We start from the raw sequence: 13,924 nt of genomic DNA on the forward strand, positions 1-13,924 counted from the left end.
CTCGGATGCGTGCGCCCTACGCATGGCGCAGGGCCTCTTCCAGGATCGAGGCGCCGGCCTCCGCCTCGGCGACCGTCAGGGTCAGCGGCGGGGCGACGCGCAGAACGCTGGTGTTGTGGCCGCCGCCCTTGCCGATGAGCAGGCCGCCCGCGCGGGCGGCCTCCAGGACGGCCGCGGCCGCGCCGGGGTCGGCCTCGTCGGTGCCGGGACGGACCAGTTCGATGCCGGCCATCAGCCCCCGGCCGCGCACCTCCCGTACGGCGGGCACGGCGGCGCCGATGGCGCGCAGCCGCTCCAGCAGCAGTCCGCCGACCCGGCGGGCGTTGCTCTGGAGGTCGTGTTCCAGCAGATAGGTGAGGTTGGCGAGGCCCGCGGCCATGGTGACGGGGGAACCGCCGAAGGTGGAGATGGAGTTGGCGTCGACGCTGTTCATGATCTCGGCGCGGGCGACGACCCCGCCGACGGACATGCCGTTGCCGATGCCCTTGGCGAAGGTGAGGATGTCCGGCGGGCCGTTCCCGGCGTGGGCCTGCCAGCCCCAGAAGTGGTCGCCGGTGCGGCCCCAGCCCGTCTGCACCTCGTCGCTGATCCACAGGATGCCGTGGCGGTCCAGGACCCGGCGGAACTCCGCGTACAGGCCGTCCGGCGGCGAGGTGAAGCCGCCGACGCCCTGGACGGGTTCGGCGATCAGCGCGGCGACGTCGTGGGTGTGGCCGAGCAGGTCCTCCAGGTCGGCGACGCAGGCGGCGGTGAACTCGGTGTCGCTCAGGAGGGCGTAGGGACCCCGGGTGCGGACCCCGCCGTGGACGTAGAGCGTCTGGAGCGGGGAGAGACCGGTGGGCGACCAGGCCCGGTTGCCGGTGACGGAGACGGCGGAGAAGGAGCGGCCGTGGTAGCTGTTGCGCATCGCCAGCACCTGGCCCGAGCGGCGGTGGGCGGTGGCGAGCAGCAGGGCGGTGTCATTGGCCTCGGTGCCCGATGTGGTGAAGAAGACGCGGGCGTCGGGGATGCCGGAGAGGGCCGCGATCCGTTCGGCCAGCTCCACCATCGGGCGGTTGAGGTAGAGCGTGGACGAGTGGATGATCCGCCCGGCCTGTTCGGCGACGGCCTTGGTGACCTCGGGGAGGGCGTGGGCGGTCATGGTGGTGAGGATGCCGCCGAAGAAGTCGAGATAGCGGTTGCCCTCCGCGTCCCACACATGGCGCCCCTCGCCGTGGGTGAGTTCGAGCGGATCGCGGTAGTAGAGGGCGACCCAGTCGGGGATGACGGCCCGGTGGCGGTCGTGGAGGGTCATGGCCGCACCAGCCCCTCGTAGGCGTCGGGGCGCCGGTCCCGGTAGAACGCCCACTGCTGCCGCACGGAGTCGATGAGTCCGAAGTCGAGGTCGCGGACGAGGAGTTCCTCGTCCCGGTCGCTCGCGGTGCCGTCGACGAAGCGGCCCCGGGGGTCCACGAAGTAGCTGGTGCCGTAGAAGTCGTTGTCGCCGTACTCCTCCCGGCCGACCCGGTTGATCGCGGCGATGAAGTACTCGTTGGCGACGGCGGCGGCGGGCTGCTCCAGCTGCCAGAGGTGGGCGGAGAGGCCGCGCGAGGTGGCGGAGGGGTTGTAGACGAGCTGGGCTCCTTGGAGGCCGAGTTGGCGCCATCCCTCGGGGAAGTGGCGGTCGTAGCAGATGTAGACGCCGATGCGGCCGGCGGCGGTGTCGAAGACCGGCCAGCCGGCGTTTCCGGGGCGGAAGTAGAACTTCTCCCAGAAGCCCTCGACCTGCGGGATGTGGTGCTTGCGGTACTTGCCGAGGACGGTGCCGTCGGCGTCGATCACGGCGGCGGTGTTGTAGTAGAAACCGGCGCCGTCGATCTCGAAGACCGGGGCGACGATCACCATCCCGGTCTCCCGGGCGAGCGCGCTCATCCGCTGGACGGTGGGGCCGTCGGGCACGGGTTCGGCCCAGCGGTAGTGCTCGGGGTCCTGGACCTGGCAGAAGTAGGGGGCGTTGAAGACCTCTTGGAATCCGATGACCCGGGCGCCCCGCGCGGCGGCGGCGCGGGCGTGCTCCTCATGTTTCGCGATCATGGATTCGGTGTCGCCGGTCCACGTCGCCTGGACGAGTGCGGCGCGTACGACATGGGCCATGTGCTGCTCCTTCGGCCGGGCGTCAGCGAGCCTCTACGCACGTAGACGCGGTACGTAGAGGGAGAACGTAAGCCCCGTCACACACGGGGGCAAGACCATCGCCGTGAACCCGCAGAGTCGATCTTGTTTCACCCGGGCGGGGGAGCAGGGGGCACCGGGGCGCCCGGGTTCAGGTGGTGAGGTGGCCCGCCACCCGCAGGGCGTGGACGATCCGGGTCTCGTGGGAGCGGGAGTGGGCGCGGGCGGCGTCCAGCAGCGGGGGGACGAGGCGCTGGGGGTCGTGGCCCGCGATCCCGGCGGCCTCGGCGGCGGAGTGGACCTGGACGCAGGCGGCGAGCAGGGCGCGGGTCTCGGGGGCGCGGCCCTCGCCGGAGAGGGTGAGCGCCGCCTCGGCGATCTCCCCGGCGGGGCGGGTGACGCCCTGGCGGAGGAGGCGCTCGCCGTCCTCCTCGCGGCCGTCGGCGGTGAGCGCGCCGGCGATGGCGGTGACGCGGGGCAGGGGCTGGGAGGCGGCCTCCCAGAGGAGGGTGGTCCAGTCGGCGCCGAGCCCGGCGCGGTCGAGTTCCGCCGCGAGGACGGGGAGCCAGCCGGCGGGGAGCACGGCCGCCTCGCAGAGCACGGTGTACGCCTCTCCGCCGCGCCCGGCGGTCCGCAGCCGGGCGAGGGTGCGGACGATCTCCCGGGCGGTGTCGGCGGGGTGGTCGCCGGAGGGCGGCTGCCGGGGCGGGGGTGCGGCGGGGGCGCCGTAGCGGGCGCCTCGGGGGGTGTCGGCGGAGGCGGGGCCGGGGCCGGGCGGCGGGGGTACGGCGGTGGGCGCGTCCCGCTCGTCCTCCTCCTGCGCCCCTCCGGCGAACCGCGCCCCCCGCAGCAGCTTCCGCCGCCCCTTGCGCCCCGGCTCCGGGGAGCCCGGGTGGGTCCGCTCGCCGGGGGGCGGCCCGGGTATCCGCTCCTCGTCCCCTGAGGAGGGGTCACGGGGGCCGGGGGACGCGCCCCCGGCGGGTGGCCGCACGGTACGGGCGCCCGTGGCCTCGGGTTCGTCCCGGAACAGCGGGCGGGCCGGAAAGCCCGGCCCGGCGGGCGGGGACGGCGACGGGAACGGCGACGCGGCAGCGACGGCAGCGGACGGACGCGGGGCGCCCGCCCCCGTGGCACCGGCTCCGTCCCCGGGGACCGGGCGGGCCGGGGAACCGGGTCCCTCCGGCGGGGACGGGGGCCCGGAAGGAGCACCCGCCGGCGGACGCCCCCGGCCCGTGTCCGGGAGAGGGCCACCGGCCGGCGGGTGCGCGGCACCGGGCCCCGTGGCGGTGGCGTCGTCCCCGGATCTCCCCGGAGGGGGTGCCGGGCGGGTGGCGAGGCCGTGGGGCGGGGCGGAGGGTCTCCGGTGGCCGGCGGAGGGGGCGCGGCTCCCGGGCTCCCCGCCCGCCGGGGCGGGGAGGGACGCCAGGCGGGTGCGGAGTTCCGCGAGTCTCGCCGTGGCGCGGGACTGGTCGTCCCGGGTCCACTTCAGCTCATGGGCCAGCCGGCCCGCCTCCCCGGCCCCGGGCGGCTCCTGGGAGAGCCGCCGCGCCAGCTCCTCCGCCCGCACCCGGGCCTTGATCAGCTCGCGGCGCATCAGTTCGACGCGGTCCACGAGCGCCTCGCGCCCGCCCGGCCTGCGGTCGTGGGCGCCCGCGGACGCCACGTACAGCTGCCGCGCCCGCGCCTCCTCACGCGCCGCGAACTCGGCCCCGCGCGCGGCGCCGAGATCCTGGAGGAGGGAGGCGACGACATCCCACGGCGGGACCTCGACGCCCTCCAGGCACTCCCGCATCCCCTCGGGGTCGCGCTGCCGGAAGACGGCGTACCAGCCGCTCTCCCGGTCGAGCAGCGCCGCGAGCCCGCGCAGATACCGGGCGAACGCCTCTTGTTCCGAAGGTATGTGAGGGATGTGCTGCACCGCCATCGCCACCGCTCCTGTCCGGAGAAGCCTGGGAAAGCCTGGGTGCCGACTACTCGCCGGACTCGGAGCCGGAACCGGGGCCGGCGAGCGTCACCGCGATCGCGGTGTGGGGCCGCTTCCCCCGCCGCAGCACCGCGCTGGGCAGATCCACCAGCCGGAACTGCCAGCGGTACTTGCGCGCCATCAGCCGGCGGACCGCGGAGGTGTCGTCGAGCAGCTCCGCCGTCCCCTCGGCACTCGCCGCGCCCGGGGCGATCCTGCCCCGCACATCGCAGACGGTCACGATCACCCGGCTGTCGTTCCGCAGCCGTTTGACCTTCCAGGACTCGGTATTGGTCCAGATGTAGAGCTTTCCGCCGTCCGGGGCGAACCAGACGGGGGTGGCGACCCCCGTGCCGTTCTTCCGGAAGGTGGTCAGGCTGATGTACTTGGCCGTGGCGAAGTCCTCGACTGTCACGCCGCGAGACTACGCCGTTCGCCCCGCCCGGTACACGAAAACGCCCACTCGCCCCACCGGACCGGGGGGCGCCCGGGGACCCGGAGGCCTCAGTTCGCGGGCGCCGGAGCGCACCGCGTCATCAGATCGTCCATGGACAGCTCCAGTGCGCCGGCGAGCGCCGCGACGGTGAAGAACGCGGGGGTCGGGGCGCGGCCCGTCTCGATCTTGCGCAGGGTCTCGGCGGAGAGCCCGGCCGCCGCGGCGATCTCCACCATGCTGCGGTCGCCGCGCGCCGCGCGCAGCAGCCGGCCGAGCCGTTCGCCGCGTTCGCGCTCTTCGGGGGTGAGAGGGGTGCGTACCATGGCACCATTCTAATACCGGTATAATAATTGGCATGGTAGAGATCAAAACAGACTCATCGATCGAGGCGATGCGCGAGGCGGGCCGGGTGGTGGCCCGGGCGCTCGCGGCGGCGCGCGCGGCGGCCGGCGTCGGCGTCGGCCTGCTGGATCTGGACCGGGCGGCCCGCGCGGTGCTGACGGAGGCCGGCGCGGCCTCCCCCTTCCTCGGCTATCACCCGGAGTGGGCGCCGGTCCCCTTCCCCGCGGTGCTCTGCGTCTCGGTCAACGACGCGATCGTGCACGGCATCCCCGACGGCTACCGGCTGCGCGACGGCGACCTGGTCAGCATCGACTGCGGCGCCGTCCTCGGCGGCTGGGCGGGCGACGCCGCCGTCAGCTTCACCGTCGGCCGGGCCCGCCCGGCCGACACCCGGCTGATCGAGACCGCCGAGGAGGCACTCGCCGCCGGGATCGCGGCGGCGGTGGTGGGCCATCGCATCGGCGACATCGCCCACGCGATCGGCCGGGTGTGCCGCGCGGCGGGCCTCGGCATACCGGACGGCTTCGGGGGCCACGGCATCGGCCGGAAGATGCACGAGGACCCGGGCGTGCCCAACGAGGGCCGCGCCGGGCGGGGCATGCCCCTGCGGCACGGCATGGTGCTGGCGATCGAGCCGATGGTGATCGGCGGCGGCGGGGACGGCCACTACACCGCGCGGGACGGCTGGACCATGCGGACGCTCGACGGCAGCCGCGCCTCCCACGCCGAGCACACGGTGGCGATCACGGACAGCGGCCCCCGCGTCCTGACCGCGCCGTGACCCACCGCGCCCCGCACCGGCCTCGGGTCGTCTCTTGCGGATCGCGCCGGGCTCGCGAGCCCCGGCACCGCGCCCCGCCGCGCTGTCGCCGGTCGCCGGCGCTCCGCGTGGGCTCCCTCCCCCGCCCCGCGATCCACGGCACCGGACCCCGCTCACCGATCCGGCCCGATCCGGCCCGATCCGAGAGAAACCCCCTAGTTCTCCCGCAGGAACTTCCTCGCCAGCGACTTCCCGAGGCCGACCGCCGCGTCGTGGCTCTCGATCGGCCGCACCCGGGAGTCCTTGAAGAGGATGTACGTGACCCCGGAGCGGACCCCGCCCGTCCCGGGGTCCGGGTCGATGCCGAGCGACTCGGCCATGGCCCAGGACGCCTCGCCGATGGTCGTCACGGGCCCGGTGTCGCCGACGACTCCGTACCGCACCCGGTCGCCGTGGATGACCGCGACCACGGACCCGCCGGTGATGCCGGACGCGGAGTGCCTCCAGAGGGCTCCCGCTCCGGGCACGACGACGAACGGCAGTTCCTCCGCGTTCAGGGGCCGGCCGTCGGACTGGCGGAAGGTGGTCTGCGGGAGGAAGTACGGGTCGGTGGCGGCGTTGCAGCGGGGGGTGGACTGGCCGTCGCAGTCGATGTCCATGTCGGCCTTCCAGAAGACCGCGCCGCGGAGACCGCAGACGGGGACGGTCGCCGGGGTGCCGGCGTCCGTGCGGTAGAGGCCGTTGGAGATCCGCTCGCACGTCCTCACCCGGGCGAGCAGTTCGGCCGCCCCGGCGGCCGTGGCTTCCGCGCCGCCGTACGACCCCGGCACCAGGACCCGCTGCACTCCGCTCGCGGCGGCGGACGGCACCGCGGCCGGGAGCAGGGCGATACCGAGGGCGGTGGAGAGCGCAAGAGTGCGAGAGCGCATGGGAATCGCCTTTCTGTACGGAAATGCGTCCCTACCCGCTCCCGGGGCCGGCCGATCACCCCGCGTCCGTCCGCCGCCGCGCCGCCCGCCCCAAGCGCGGCGGCCCGTCCGGGAGTTGGTCCCGGACGGGCCGCCGCCCGCTCAGGGCTGGACGGAGTAACCCCGGCCCCGGGGTCAGCGGCTGGGGTGGACCACCATCGCCGAACCCCCGCCCCGGCGGACCTTCTCCGCCGCCGCGAGCCACCGCCCGTCGCTCAGCCGCTCGATGCCGGTGGCCGCGCCGATCTCCGGGTTCTGCCGGAAGGCGTGGCCGATCCGCTCCAGCTCGGCCCGGACGGGACTGTTCCACAGCCCCGGCTCCAGCTCCGTCGTCGTCTGGTTGCGCTGGCTGGCGCGGGGCGCGGCGATCGCGTCCACCAGGGGCAGCCCCCGGTCCAGCCGCCCGGTCAGGGACTGGAGGACGGTGGTGATGATCGTGGCACCGCCCGGGGAGCCCACCGCGAGCACGGGACGGCCGTCGTCGAGGACGATCGTCGGCGCCATGGACGAGCGCGGGCGTTTGCCCGGGCCCGGCAGGTTGGGGTCGTGGACCGCCGGGTCGGCCGGGGCGAACGAGAAGTCCGTCAGCTCGTTGTTGAGCAGGAACCCCCGGCCCGGGACGGTGATGCCGCTGCCGCCGGTCGACTCGATCGTCAGGGTGTAGGCGACGACATTGCCCCACTTGTCGGCGACGGTGAGATGAGTGGTGCTCTCGACCTCGCGCGGAGTGGTCACGGCCGGTCCCGTACTGCCGCAGGCCACCGGGGAGCGGGGGTCGCCCGGGGCGAGCGGACTGGTGAGGACCGCGTCGTCCTTGATGAGGCAGCCGCGCGCGTCGGCGAACCGCTGCGAGAGCAGTTCCTTCGTGGGGACGGACTCGAAGGCCGGGTCGCCGACCCAGCGGCCCCGGTCGGCGAAGGCGATCCGGCTCGCCTCGATGAAGCGGTGCAGATACCCGGCCTCGCCGGCCCGGGAGAGATCGGTGCGCTCCAGGATGTTGAGCGCCTCGCCGACGGTGGTGGCACCCGACGAGGAGGGGGCCATGCCGTAGACGTCCAGGCCCCGGTAGGAGACCTTGGCGGGCGCGCGGCGGATCGTCTCGTACGACCGCAGGTCCCGGGCGGTGAGATCGCCGGGCCGCACCTTGCGGGTGGCGCCCTGGGCGACGGGCGGGGTGCGGACGGTGCGGACGATGTCACGGGCGATGTCGCCCCGGTACATGACCCGGGTGCCCTCGCGGGCGATCGCGCGGTAGGTCCGGGCGAGGTCGGGGTTCTTGAAGACGGAGCCGACGACGGGCAGCTCGCCGCCGGGCAGGAAGAGTTCGGCGGTGGCGGGGAAGTCGGCGAACCGGGCCCGGTTGGCCTCGGTCTGGGAGCGGAAGGTGGCATCGACGGTGAATCCGTCCTTCGCCAGCCGCTCGGCGGGCCTCAGCAGCCGGCCCAGCGACCGGCTGCCCCAGGCGTCCAGAGCCGCGTCCCAGGTGGCGGCGGCGGCGGGGGTGCCCACGGAGAGGCCGCTGGTCTGGCCCTCCGCGAAGGGGATCGGCTTGCCGTTCTCCAGGAAGAGGGAGGAGTCGGCGGAGCGCGGCGCGGTCTCGCGGCCGTCGATGGTGTGGACCTTGCGGCTGGCGGCGTCGTAGTGGACGAGGTAGCCGCCGCCGCCGATGCCCGCGGAGTACGGCTCGGTGACCCCGAGCGCGGCGGCGGTCGCCACGGCCGCGTCCACGGCGTTCCCGCCGTCGCGCAGCACCTCGATCCCGGCGGCGGAGGCGTCGGCGTCGACGCTGGAGACGGCTCCGCCGTGACCGACGGCGACCGGGGACTTCGGCGGCGGCCCTCCCGTGGCAGGGGAAGCGGACGCGGTTGAGGGCGCTGTCGCGCCGAGCGAGGAGAGCAGGGCCACGGCGACGGCCAGGACGGCCGGCTTCCGCAGGGCGGGGTGACTCATCCATACCTCCGGGTCAGCGGATGTCCGCGCACTGTAACGCCCGTGGGCGGACCGCGTCAGGGACTGCTCCGAACACCGGTGTGACGACACCGATAACATGCGCGCCCATGAACGACGATGTGCGCAATATCGTGCTGGGTGTGGTCGCCGCGGGCATCAGCGCCACGCTGGGCTGGACGGCCCGCACTTATCTCTGGCGCCGCGGGCTCCGCCGCAAACAGGCCTTCTTCGGCCTCCCGGAGGGCGCGGAGTCACTGCTGGTCGTCAACCGCGAGGCGGGCCGGGACGGCTCGGTGCACCGGTTCGATGTGTTCGCGCTGCTGGAGCTGTCCGCGCTGATCAAGGACTGCGGCGGGCACGCGGCCATCGTCTGGCACGATCTGGCGCGCCAGGGCTTCGGGGAGCGTACGGAGTTCTGTGTCGGGGGGCCGTTCTCCAATCGGCGGATGGCGGCTCATCTGCACAGTCTGCTGCCGGGGGTGCGGGTGAACACCGATCCGGAGCCGGGGCCGGACCAGGGGGCGTTCCGGATAGGCCAGGAGCGCTACCGCATCGAGGGCGGCGTCGCGGAGTATGTGTTCCTGGCACGGCTGCAGACCGGGCCGGAGGCACGCCCGGTCTTTCTCTTCTGCGGGCAGCGCGCCATCACCAACCAGGCCGCGACCCGCTATCTGGCCCGGAACCACGAGAAGCTGGCGCGGAAGTACCGCTCGGACTCCTTCTGTCTGCTGCTCAAGGTGGTCAATTCGCAGGCGTACGGCCCCGATGTGGTGGAGCTGGTCGCCGATGTCACCCGGGCGGCCCGCACCCCGCTGGACGCGGCGCCTCCCTCGCACCGGGCCGGCGGCCCGTCCTGACAGCCCTCCGGCCGCCTCGTCCCGGGGCCGGGGACCGGGCACCAAGGAGAGCGGCACCCGCGTCGCCCATCTCCACGACGTGGGCCCGCTCGGCCTCGGCAAGCTGGTCAGCAGTGCCCCGCACACCGTCCACGGCCGGAGTCCGGCACACCGTTCGCCGTCGGCCCGGAGCTGTTCTCCACCGTCTCCGAGGTCCCGGCCGGCCACCGTCCGGCCGTGGTCGTGGACACTGTCGACCCGCTCTGCATCGGGCACAATCCGGCCGGCGCGCAGCTGACCTTCCGCTGGCCCGCGGCCGACCGCTCGTGTCTGTCGGTCCCGCCGCGCCAGAAGTGATCACCGGCTGCCGCCGTATCCCCGCCGGGGGGACACCGGGCTGTGCCCCATGAACTGCTGCCCGGCTCCTACGTCCTCCTGGTCGCGGTGGGGCCCTGGGGCAGCAGCGTCCCTGGTTCGGCCGGTGCGATCTCCGCGGCCTCGGTCTTGGGGTTGCGGCGCTGGCGTCTGGCGATCCAGTTGGCGAACCAGGAGAGCAGCATGCACATCCCGATGTAGATCGGCGAGATCACCATCACCACGGGGATGAAGGGCAGATCGTAGTCGAGGTTCGATGCGATGAGCTTCCCCGCGTGGAGGAATTCCTCATAGGTGATCAGATAGCCGAGCGAGGTGTCCTTCAGCGCCACCACCAGCTGGCTGATGATGGCGGGGAGCATGGCGCGGACCGCCTGGGGCACCAGGACATGGGTCATGACCTGGGTCTTGCGCATCCCCAGGGCGTACGCGGCCTCCCGCTGGCCCCGGTCGACGGAGTTGACGCCCGCCCGGAGGACCTCGGCGAGGACCGAGCCGTTGTAGAGGGTGAGGCCGGCCACCAGCGCGGGCAGGGGCTGCACCTTCAGCGCCACGAAGATGAAGAAGATCATCACCAGTACGGGCATGGCGCGGAAGAACTCCACCAGCACGGTCGCCACCCAGCGCACCGGCCGGTGGTCCGAGAGCCGGCCGCAGGCGAGGACGGAGCCGAGGACGACGGAGAACACGGCGGCGAGGGCGAAGGCCTTGAGGGTGTTGCCGAGGCCGCGCAGCAGCAGCTCCTGGATTCCCTTGTAGGTGAAGGGGTTCCACTTCTCGGCGGTGAACTGGCCGGTGTCGAAGAGCAGATGGAGAACCCAGCCGATGAGCGCCGCGATGGCGGTGGCGGCGATGATTCCGTAGAGCCGGTGCCGCCGGCGGGCCCGGGGTCCCGGGATGTCGTAGAGGGCGGTGGAATCGGTCATCGGGCGACTCCATAGCGCTTCTCCAGCACGTTGAACAGCGCACTGATGGTGAGGGTGATGATCAGATAGCCGACGGCGATCCAGACGAAGGTCCAGATGATGTTGTAGCCCAGCTCGCTGAGGGTCTTGTAGGTGCCGAGCAGCTCGGTGACGCTGAACGCCCCGGCGATGGCGGAGTTCTTGGCGAGGGCGATGATCGTGGAGCCGACCGGCGGGATGACGGTGCGGAACGCCTGGGGCAGCACCACGGAGCCCAGGGTCTGGCCGAAGGTCATCCCGAGGCTGCGGGCCGCCTCGCCCTGGCCCCTGGGGACGGTGTTGATGCCGGAGCGCAGCGCCTCGCAGATGAAGGCCGAGGTGTAGCAGCCGAGCGCGATCACCGCGAAGAGGGTGAACGGCAGCACGACGCCGAAGCGCGGCAGCCCGAGCACCACGGCGAAGAAGAGCAGGGTCAGGGGGGTGTTGCGGAGCACGGTCACCCAGACGGTGCCGAACACCCGGAGCGAGCCGATGGGCGCGACCCGGAAGGAGGCCATGAGGAAGCCGAGCACCAGGGCGAGCAGCGAGGAGTAGACCGTCAGCTCGACGGTGCCGAGGAAGCCCTCGCCGTACAGGGAGAAGTTGTCGGTCAGTACGTCCATGTCCGTCCTTCGGCTCCTCAGCTCGCCGGGTAGCGGTCGATCGGGGGCGGCTTCGGGGCCGGGACCCCGGAGAGGCCGAGGGTGGCGTCGTACGCCTTCTTCCAGTTGCCGTTTCTCTCGTTGGCCTCCAGGGCGTCGTCGATGGCGAAGCGCAGGGCGTTGTCGTGGCGGGGGACCCCGATGCCGTACGGCTCCTCGGAGAAGGGTCTGCCGACGACCTTGAGCTCGTCGGGGGCCTTGGCGGCGTAGCCGATGAGGATGGCGTCGTCGGTGGTGACGGCGTCGACCTGATAGGTCAGGAGATTGTCGACGCAGATGGAGTAGGTGTCGTAGGCGACCAGGACGGCCCGCGGGTACTCCTGCTGGATGCGCTGGTACGGGGTGGAGCCGGCGGCGGAGCAGATCCGTTTGCCCGCGAGGTCCCGCGGGCCCTTGATGTCGGTCTCGTTGGCGCGGACCAGCAGGGACTGACCGGCGAGATAGTAGGGGCCCGCGAAGCCGACGAGTTTCTTCCGGTTGTCGTTGATGGTGTAGGTGCCGACGTAGTAGTCGATCTGACCGTTCTGGAGGGCGGTCTCGCGGTTGGCGGAGGCGATGGTGCGGAAGACGATCCGGTCGGGGTCCAGGCCCAGGGCGGCGGAGATCATCCGGGCGATCTCGATGTCGAAGCCGGAGTAGAGCCCGCTGGAGGGGTCCTTCTCGCCCAGATAGGGCTGGTCCTCCTTGGCACCGACGGTGAAGTGGCCGCGCTTCTCGGCCCGGCGCCAGGTCGGGGAGGAGTCCAGCCGGAAGGCCGTGTCCACCTGGTAGTGCGGCAGCTTCTCGGGCTGCGGGCCCTTGACGGGCGGGCTGCCCTCCTTGCCGCAGGCGGCGGCGCCGGCCGCGAGGAGGAGTGTGAGCGCCGCGAGGACGCGTCGTGTCCGAGCCATCAGTCGCCCCCCGTCAGTGCTTGAGGATCTTGGAGAGGAAGTCCTTGGCGCGGTCGCTCTCCGGGTGGGTGAAGAAGTCCTCCGGGGCGCGGTCCTCGATACAGCGGCCGTCGGCCATGAAGACCACCCGGTTGGCGGCGGAGCGGGCGAAGCCCATCTCGTGGGTGACGACGACCATGGTCATGCCGTCCCGGGCGAGCTGCTGCATCACCTCCAGGACCTCATTGATCATCTCGGGGTCGAGGGCCGAGGTCGGTTCGTCGAAGAGCATGACCTTGGGGTCCATGGCGAGCGCGCGGGCGATGGCCACGCGCTGCTGCTGGCCGCCGGAGAGCTGGGCGGGGTACTTGTCGGCCTGCGACACGAGTCCCACTCGCTCCAGGAGCTCCCGGGAGCGCCGGTTCGCCTCGTCCCTGGCGCGGCCCCGCACCTTGATCTGGGCGAGGGAGACATTGGCCAGCACCGTCTTGTGGGCGAAGAGATTGAAGGACTGGAAGACCATTCCCACATCGGCCCGGAGGGCGGCGAGTCCTTTGCCCTCCTCGGGCAGGGGCTGTCCGTCGATGGTGATCGTGCCCGACTCGATGGGCTCCAGCCGGTTCATCGTCCGGCAGAGGGTCGACTTGCCCGAGCCGGACGGCCCGATGACCACCACCACCTCCCCGCGCCCGACGGTGAGATTGATGTCCTGGAGGACGTGCAGTTGTCCGTAGAACTTATTGACGTCCCGCAGCTCGATCAACGGATCGACGACGGCCATACGCTGCCCTACCCACTCATCGCTTGTCGAGGTCAGCGCAAACTATCCAGCCCGATAAGGGACTTCACAGGCGACACGCATAAATGGGGCATAAGCCGTATTTATCGGTCAGGCCTCGGCGGCCTCCGCGTAGACCTGGGAGAGCTGGGGGGCGCCGTTGACGGCCCACTCCAGACCGGCTTCCACCACGCCGATCTCCCGGCCGGAGGCGAGCCGCACCACGGGCCGGCCGCCGGGCCAGATGTGCCAGGCCGCCCCGGGGACGGTGCGGACGATCACCGTGCCGAGGTAGAGGCCGGCGTCGTTGCCCAGCCAGGGCAACTCCTCGGGGTCCTCGCGCCAGCGCGGTGGGAGCTGGTCCAGGGCGGAGAGGGAGGCGGGGGTGTCGTCCAGGGCGAGCCCGAGGTCGTCGGCGCGGACGCGCAGCAGCTCGCACTCGGAGAACAGCTCGGCGATGGCCGCCGCGCGCTCGGGGTCGCCCGGGGTGTCTCCGTCTCTCCCGGGGGTGTCGCCGTGCTTCCTGCGCCAGTTGTCCAGGAAAGGGATGTTCATACCACTCAGCCTCGCATCCCGCCCCCCGCCCGCACCACAGGGCGCGCATCCCCCGACCGGATCTGCCCCCTCCGACGCCTGAGCAGCGAGGGTTCGGGGGCCGGCCCTGACCGTGGCCCGCGCCGTGCGGGGTCCTGTGCTCCAGGGTCCGTCCTCAAACGCCGGACGGGCTGAGATTGCCCGGGCACCCGGGGCGCGGGGGCCGTCCTCAAGCGGCGGACCGGCTGAGATTGCCCGGGCACCCGGGGCGCGGGGGCCGTCCTCAAGCGGCGGACCGGCTGAGATTGCCCGGGCACCCGGGGCGCGGGGGCCGTCCTCAAGCGGCGGACCGGCTG

General features: G+C 72.8%; 14 protein-coding genes and 1 pseudogene. 3 read left to right on the forward strand and 12 right to left on the reverse strand.

Annotation, left to right across the window (positions count from 1 at the left end):
• Positions 1-16: 16 nt before the first annotated feature.
• From ACWCRA_RS12390 to ACWCRA_RS12410, 5 genes are all read right to left on the reverse strand, one after another.
• Positions 17-1,294, reverse strand: coding sequence for an aspartate aminotransferase family protein (locus ACWCRA_RS12390; protein ID WP_351555597.1), 1,278 nt, complete (start codon positions 1,292-1,294; stop codon positions 17-19).
• Positions 1,291-2,133 carry a nitrilase-related carbon-nitrogen hydrolase gene (locus ACWCRA_RS12395; RefSeq protein ID WP_451067398.1) on the reverse strand — a complete coding sequence of 281 codons (843 nt, stop codon included), beginning with the start codon at positions 2,131-2,133 and terminating at the stop codon, positions 1,291-1,293. Before ACWCRA_RS12395 ends, ACWCRA_RS12390 begins: the two co-directional genes overlap by 4 nt.
• Positions 2,134-2,302: 169 nt before the next feature.
• Positions 2,303-4,075 carry a hypothetical protein gene (locus tag ACWCRA_RS12400; RefSeq protein ID WP_451067399.1) on the reverse strand — a complete coding sequence of 591 codons (1,773 nt, stop codon included), beginning with the start codon at positions 4,073-4,075 and terminating at the stop codon, positions 2,303-2,305.
• 46 nt (positions 4,076-4,121) lie between these two features.
• Positions 4,122-4,529 carry a PPOX class F420-dependent oxidoreductase gene (locus ACWCRA_RS12405; RefSeq protein WP_351555606.1) on the reverse strand — a complete coding sequence of 136 codons (408 nt, stop codon included), beginning with the start codon at positions 4,527-4,529 and terminating at the stop codon, positions 4,122-4,124.
• An 89-nt stretch (positions 4,530-4,618) separates the two neighbouring features.
• The gene (locus tag ACWCRA_RS12410; protein ID WP_351555609.1) at positions 4,619-4,873 is read right to left on the reverse strand and encodes a helix-turn-helix domain-containing protein; all 255 of its coding nucleotides are present in this window, start codon (positions 4,871-4,873) and stop codon (positions 4,619-4,621) included.
• A 32-nt stretch (positions 4,874-4,905) separates the two neighbouring features.
• Here ACWCRA_RS12410 and map point away from each other — a divergent pair, with 32 nt between their 5' ends.
• The gene (gene map, locus ACWCRA_RS12415) at positions 4,906-5,673 is read left to right on the forward strand and encodes a type I methionyl aminopeptidase (RefSeq protein ID WP_351555612.1); all 768 of its coding nucleotides are present in this window, start codon (positions 4,906-4,908) and stop codon (positions 5,671-5,673) included.
• Positions 5,674-5,867: 194 nt separating this feature from the next.
• Here the strand turns inward: map and ACWCRA_RS12420 are convergent, their stop codons facing one another.
• Positions 5,868-6,581: a glycoside hydrolase family 75 protein gene (locus ACWCRA_RS12420; RefSeq protein WP_351555615.1), complete on the reverse strand. Its 714-nt coding sequence runs from the start codon at positions 6,579-6,581 to the stop codon at positions 5,868-5,870.
• 174 nt (positions 6,582-6,755) lie between these two features.
• Complete coding sequence (gene ggt, locus ACWCRA_RS12425) at positions 6,756-8,570, reverse strand: gamma-glutamyltransferase (RefSeq protein ID WP_351555618.1); 1,815 nt, start codon at positions 8,568-8,570, stop codon at positions 6,756-6,758.
• A 107-nt stretch (positions 8,571-8,677) separates the two neighbouring features.
• Here ggt and ACWCRA_RS12430 point away from each other — a divergent pair, with 107 nt between their 5' ends.
• Positions 8,678-9,427 carry a hypothetical protein gene (locus ACWCRA_RS12430; RefSeq protein WP_351555621.1) on the forward strand — a complete coding sequence of 250 codons (750 nt, stop codon included), beginning with the start codon at positions 8,678-8,680 and terminating at the stop codon, positions 9,425-9,427.
• 40 nt (positions 9,428-9,467) lie between these two features.
• Positions 9,468-9,763 (forward strand): annotated as a pseudogene (locus tag ACWCRA_RS12435) (acyl esterase); the annotation flags it as partial.
• Between the two features lie 68 nt (positions 9,764-9,831).
• Here ACWCRA_RS12435 and ACWCRA_RS12440 read toward each other — a convergent pair.
• The 5 genes from ACWCRA_RS12440 to ACWCRA_RS12460 form a co-directional block, all read right to left on the reverse strand.
• Complete coding sequence (locus ACWCRA_RS12440; RefSeq protein ID WP_351555623.1) at positions 9,832-10,707, reverse strand: amino acid ABC transporter permease; 876 nt, start codon at positions 10,705-10,707, stop codon at positions 9,832-9,834.
• The gene (locus ACWCRA_RS12445; protein ID WP_351555626.1) at positions 10,704-11,348 is read right to left on the reverse strand and encodes an amino acid ABC transporter permease; all 645 of its coding nucleotides are present in this window, start codon (positions 11,346-11,348) and stop codon (positions 10,704-10,706) included. The genes ACWCRA_RS12440 and ACWCRA_RS12445 overlap by 4 nt, the downstream gene beginning before the upstream one ends.
• Positions 11,349-11,365: 17 nt before the next feature.
• A complete protein-coding gene (locus tag ACWCRA_RS12450; RefSeq protein ID WP_451067400.1) occupies positions 11,366-12,277 on the reverse strand; it encodes a glutamate ABC transporter substrate-binding protein in 912 nt (303 codons plus the stop codon).
• Positions 12,278-12,290: 13 nt separating this feature from the next.
• Positions 12,291-13,037 (reverse strand): amino acid ABC transporter ATP-binding protein, encoded by a 747-nt coding sequence (locus tag ACWCRA_RS12455; protein WP_351555632.1) that lies wholly within the window; start codon positions 13,035-13,037, stop codon positions 12,291-12,293.
• 108 nt (positions 13,038-13,145) lie between these two features.
• On the reverse strand, positions 13,146-13,589 hold the full coding sequence (locus ACWCRA_RS12460) for a DUF6278 family protein (protein WP_351555635.1): 444 nt from the start codon (positions 13,587-13,589) through the stop codon (positions 13,146-13,148).
• Positions 13,590-13,924 lie beyond the last annotated feature (335 nt).

Source organism: Streptomyces sp. NPDC001889 (assembly GCF_053594535.1).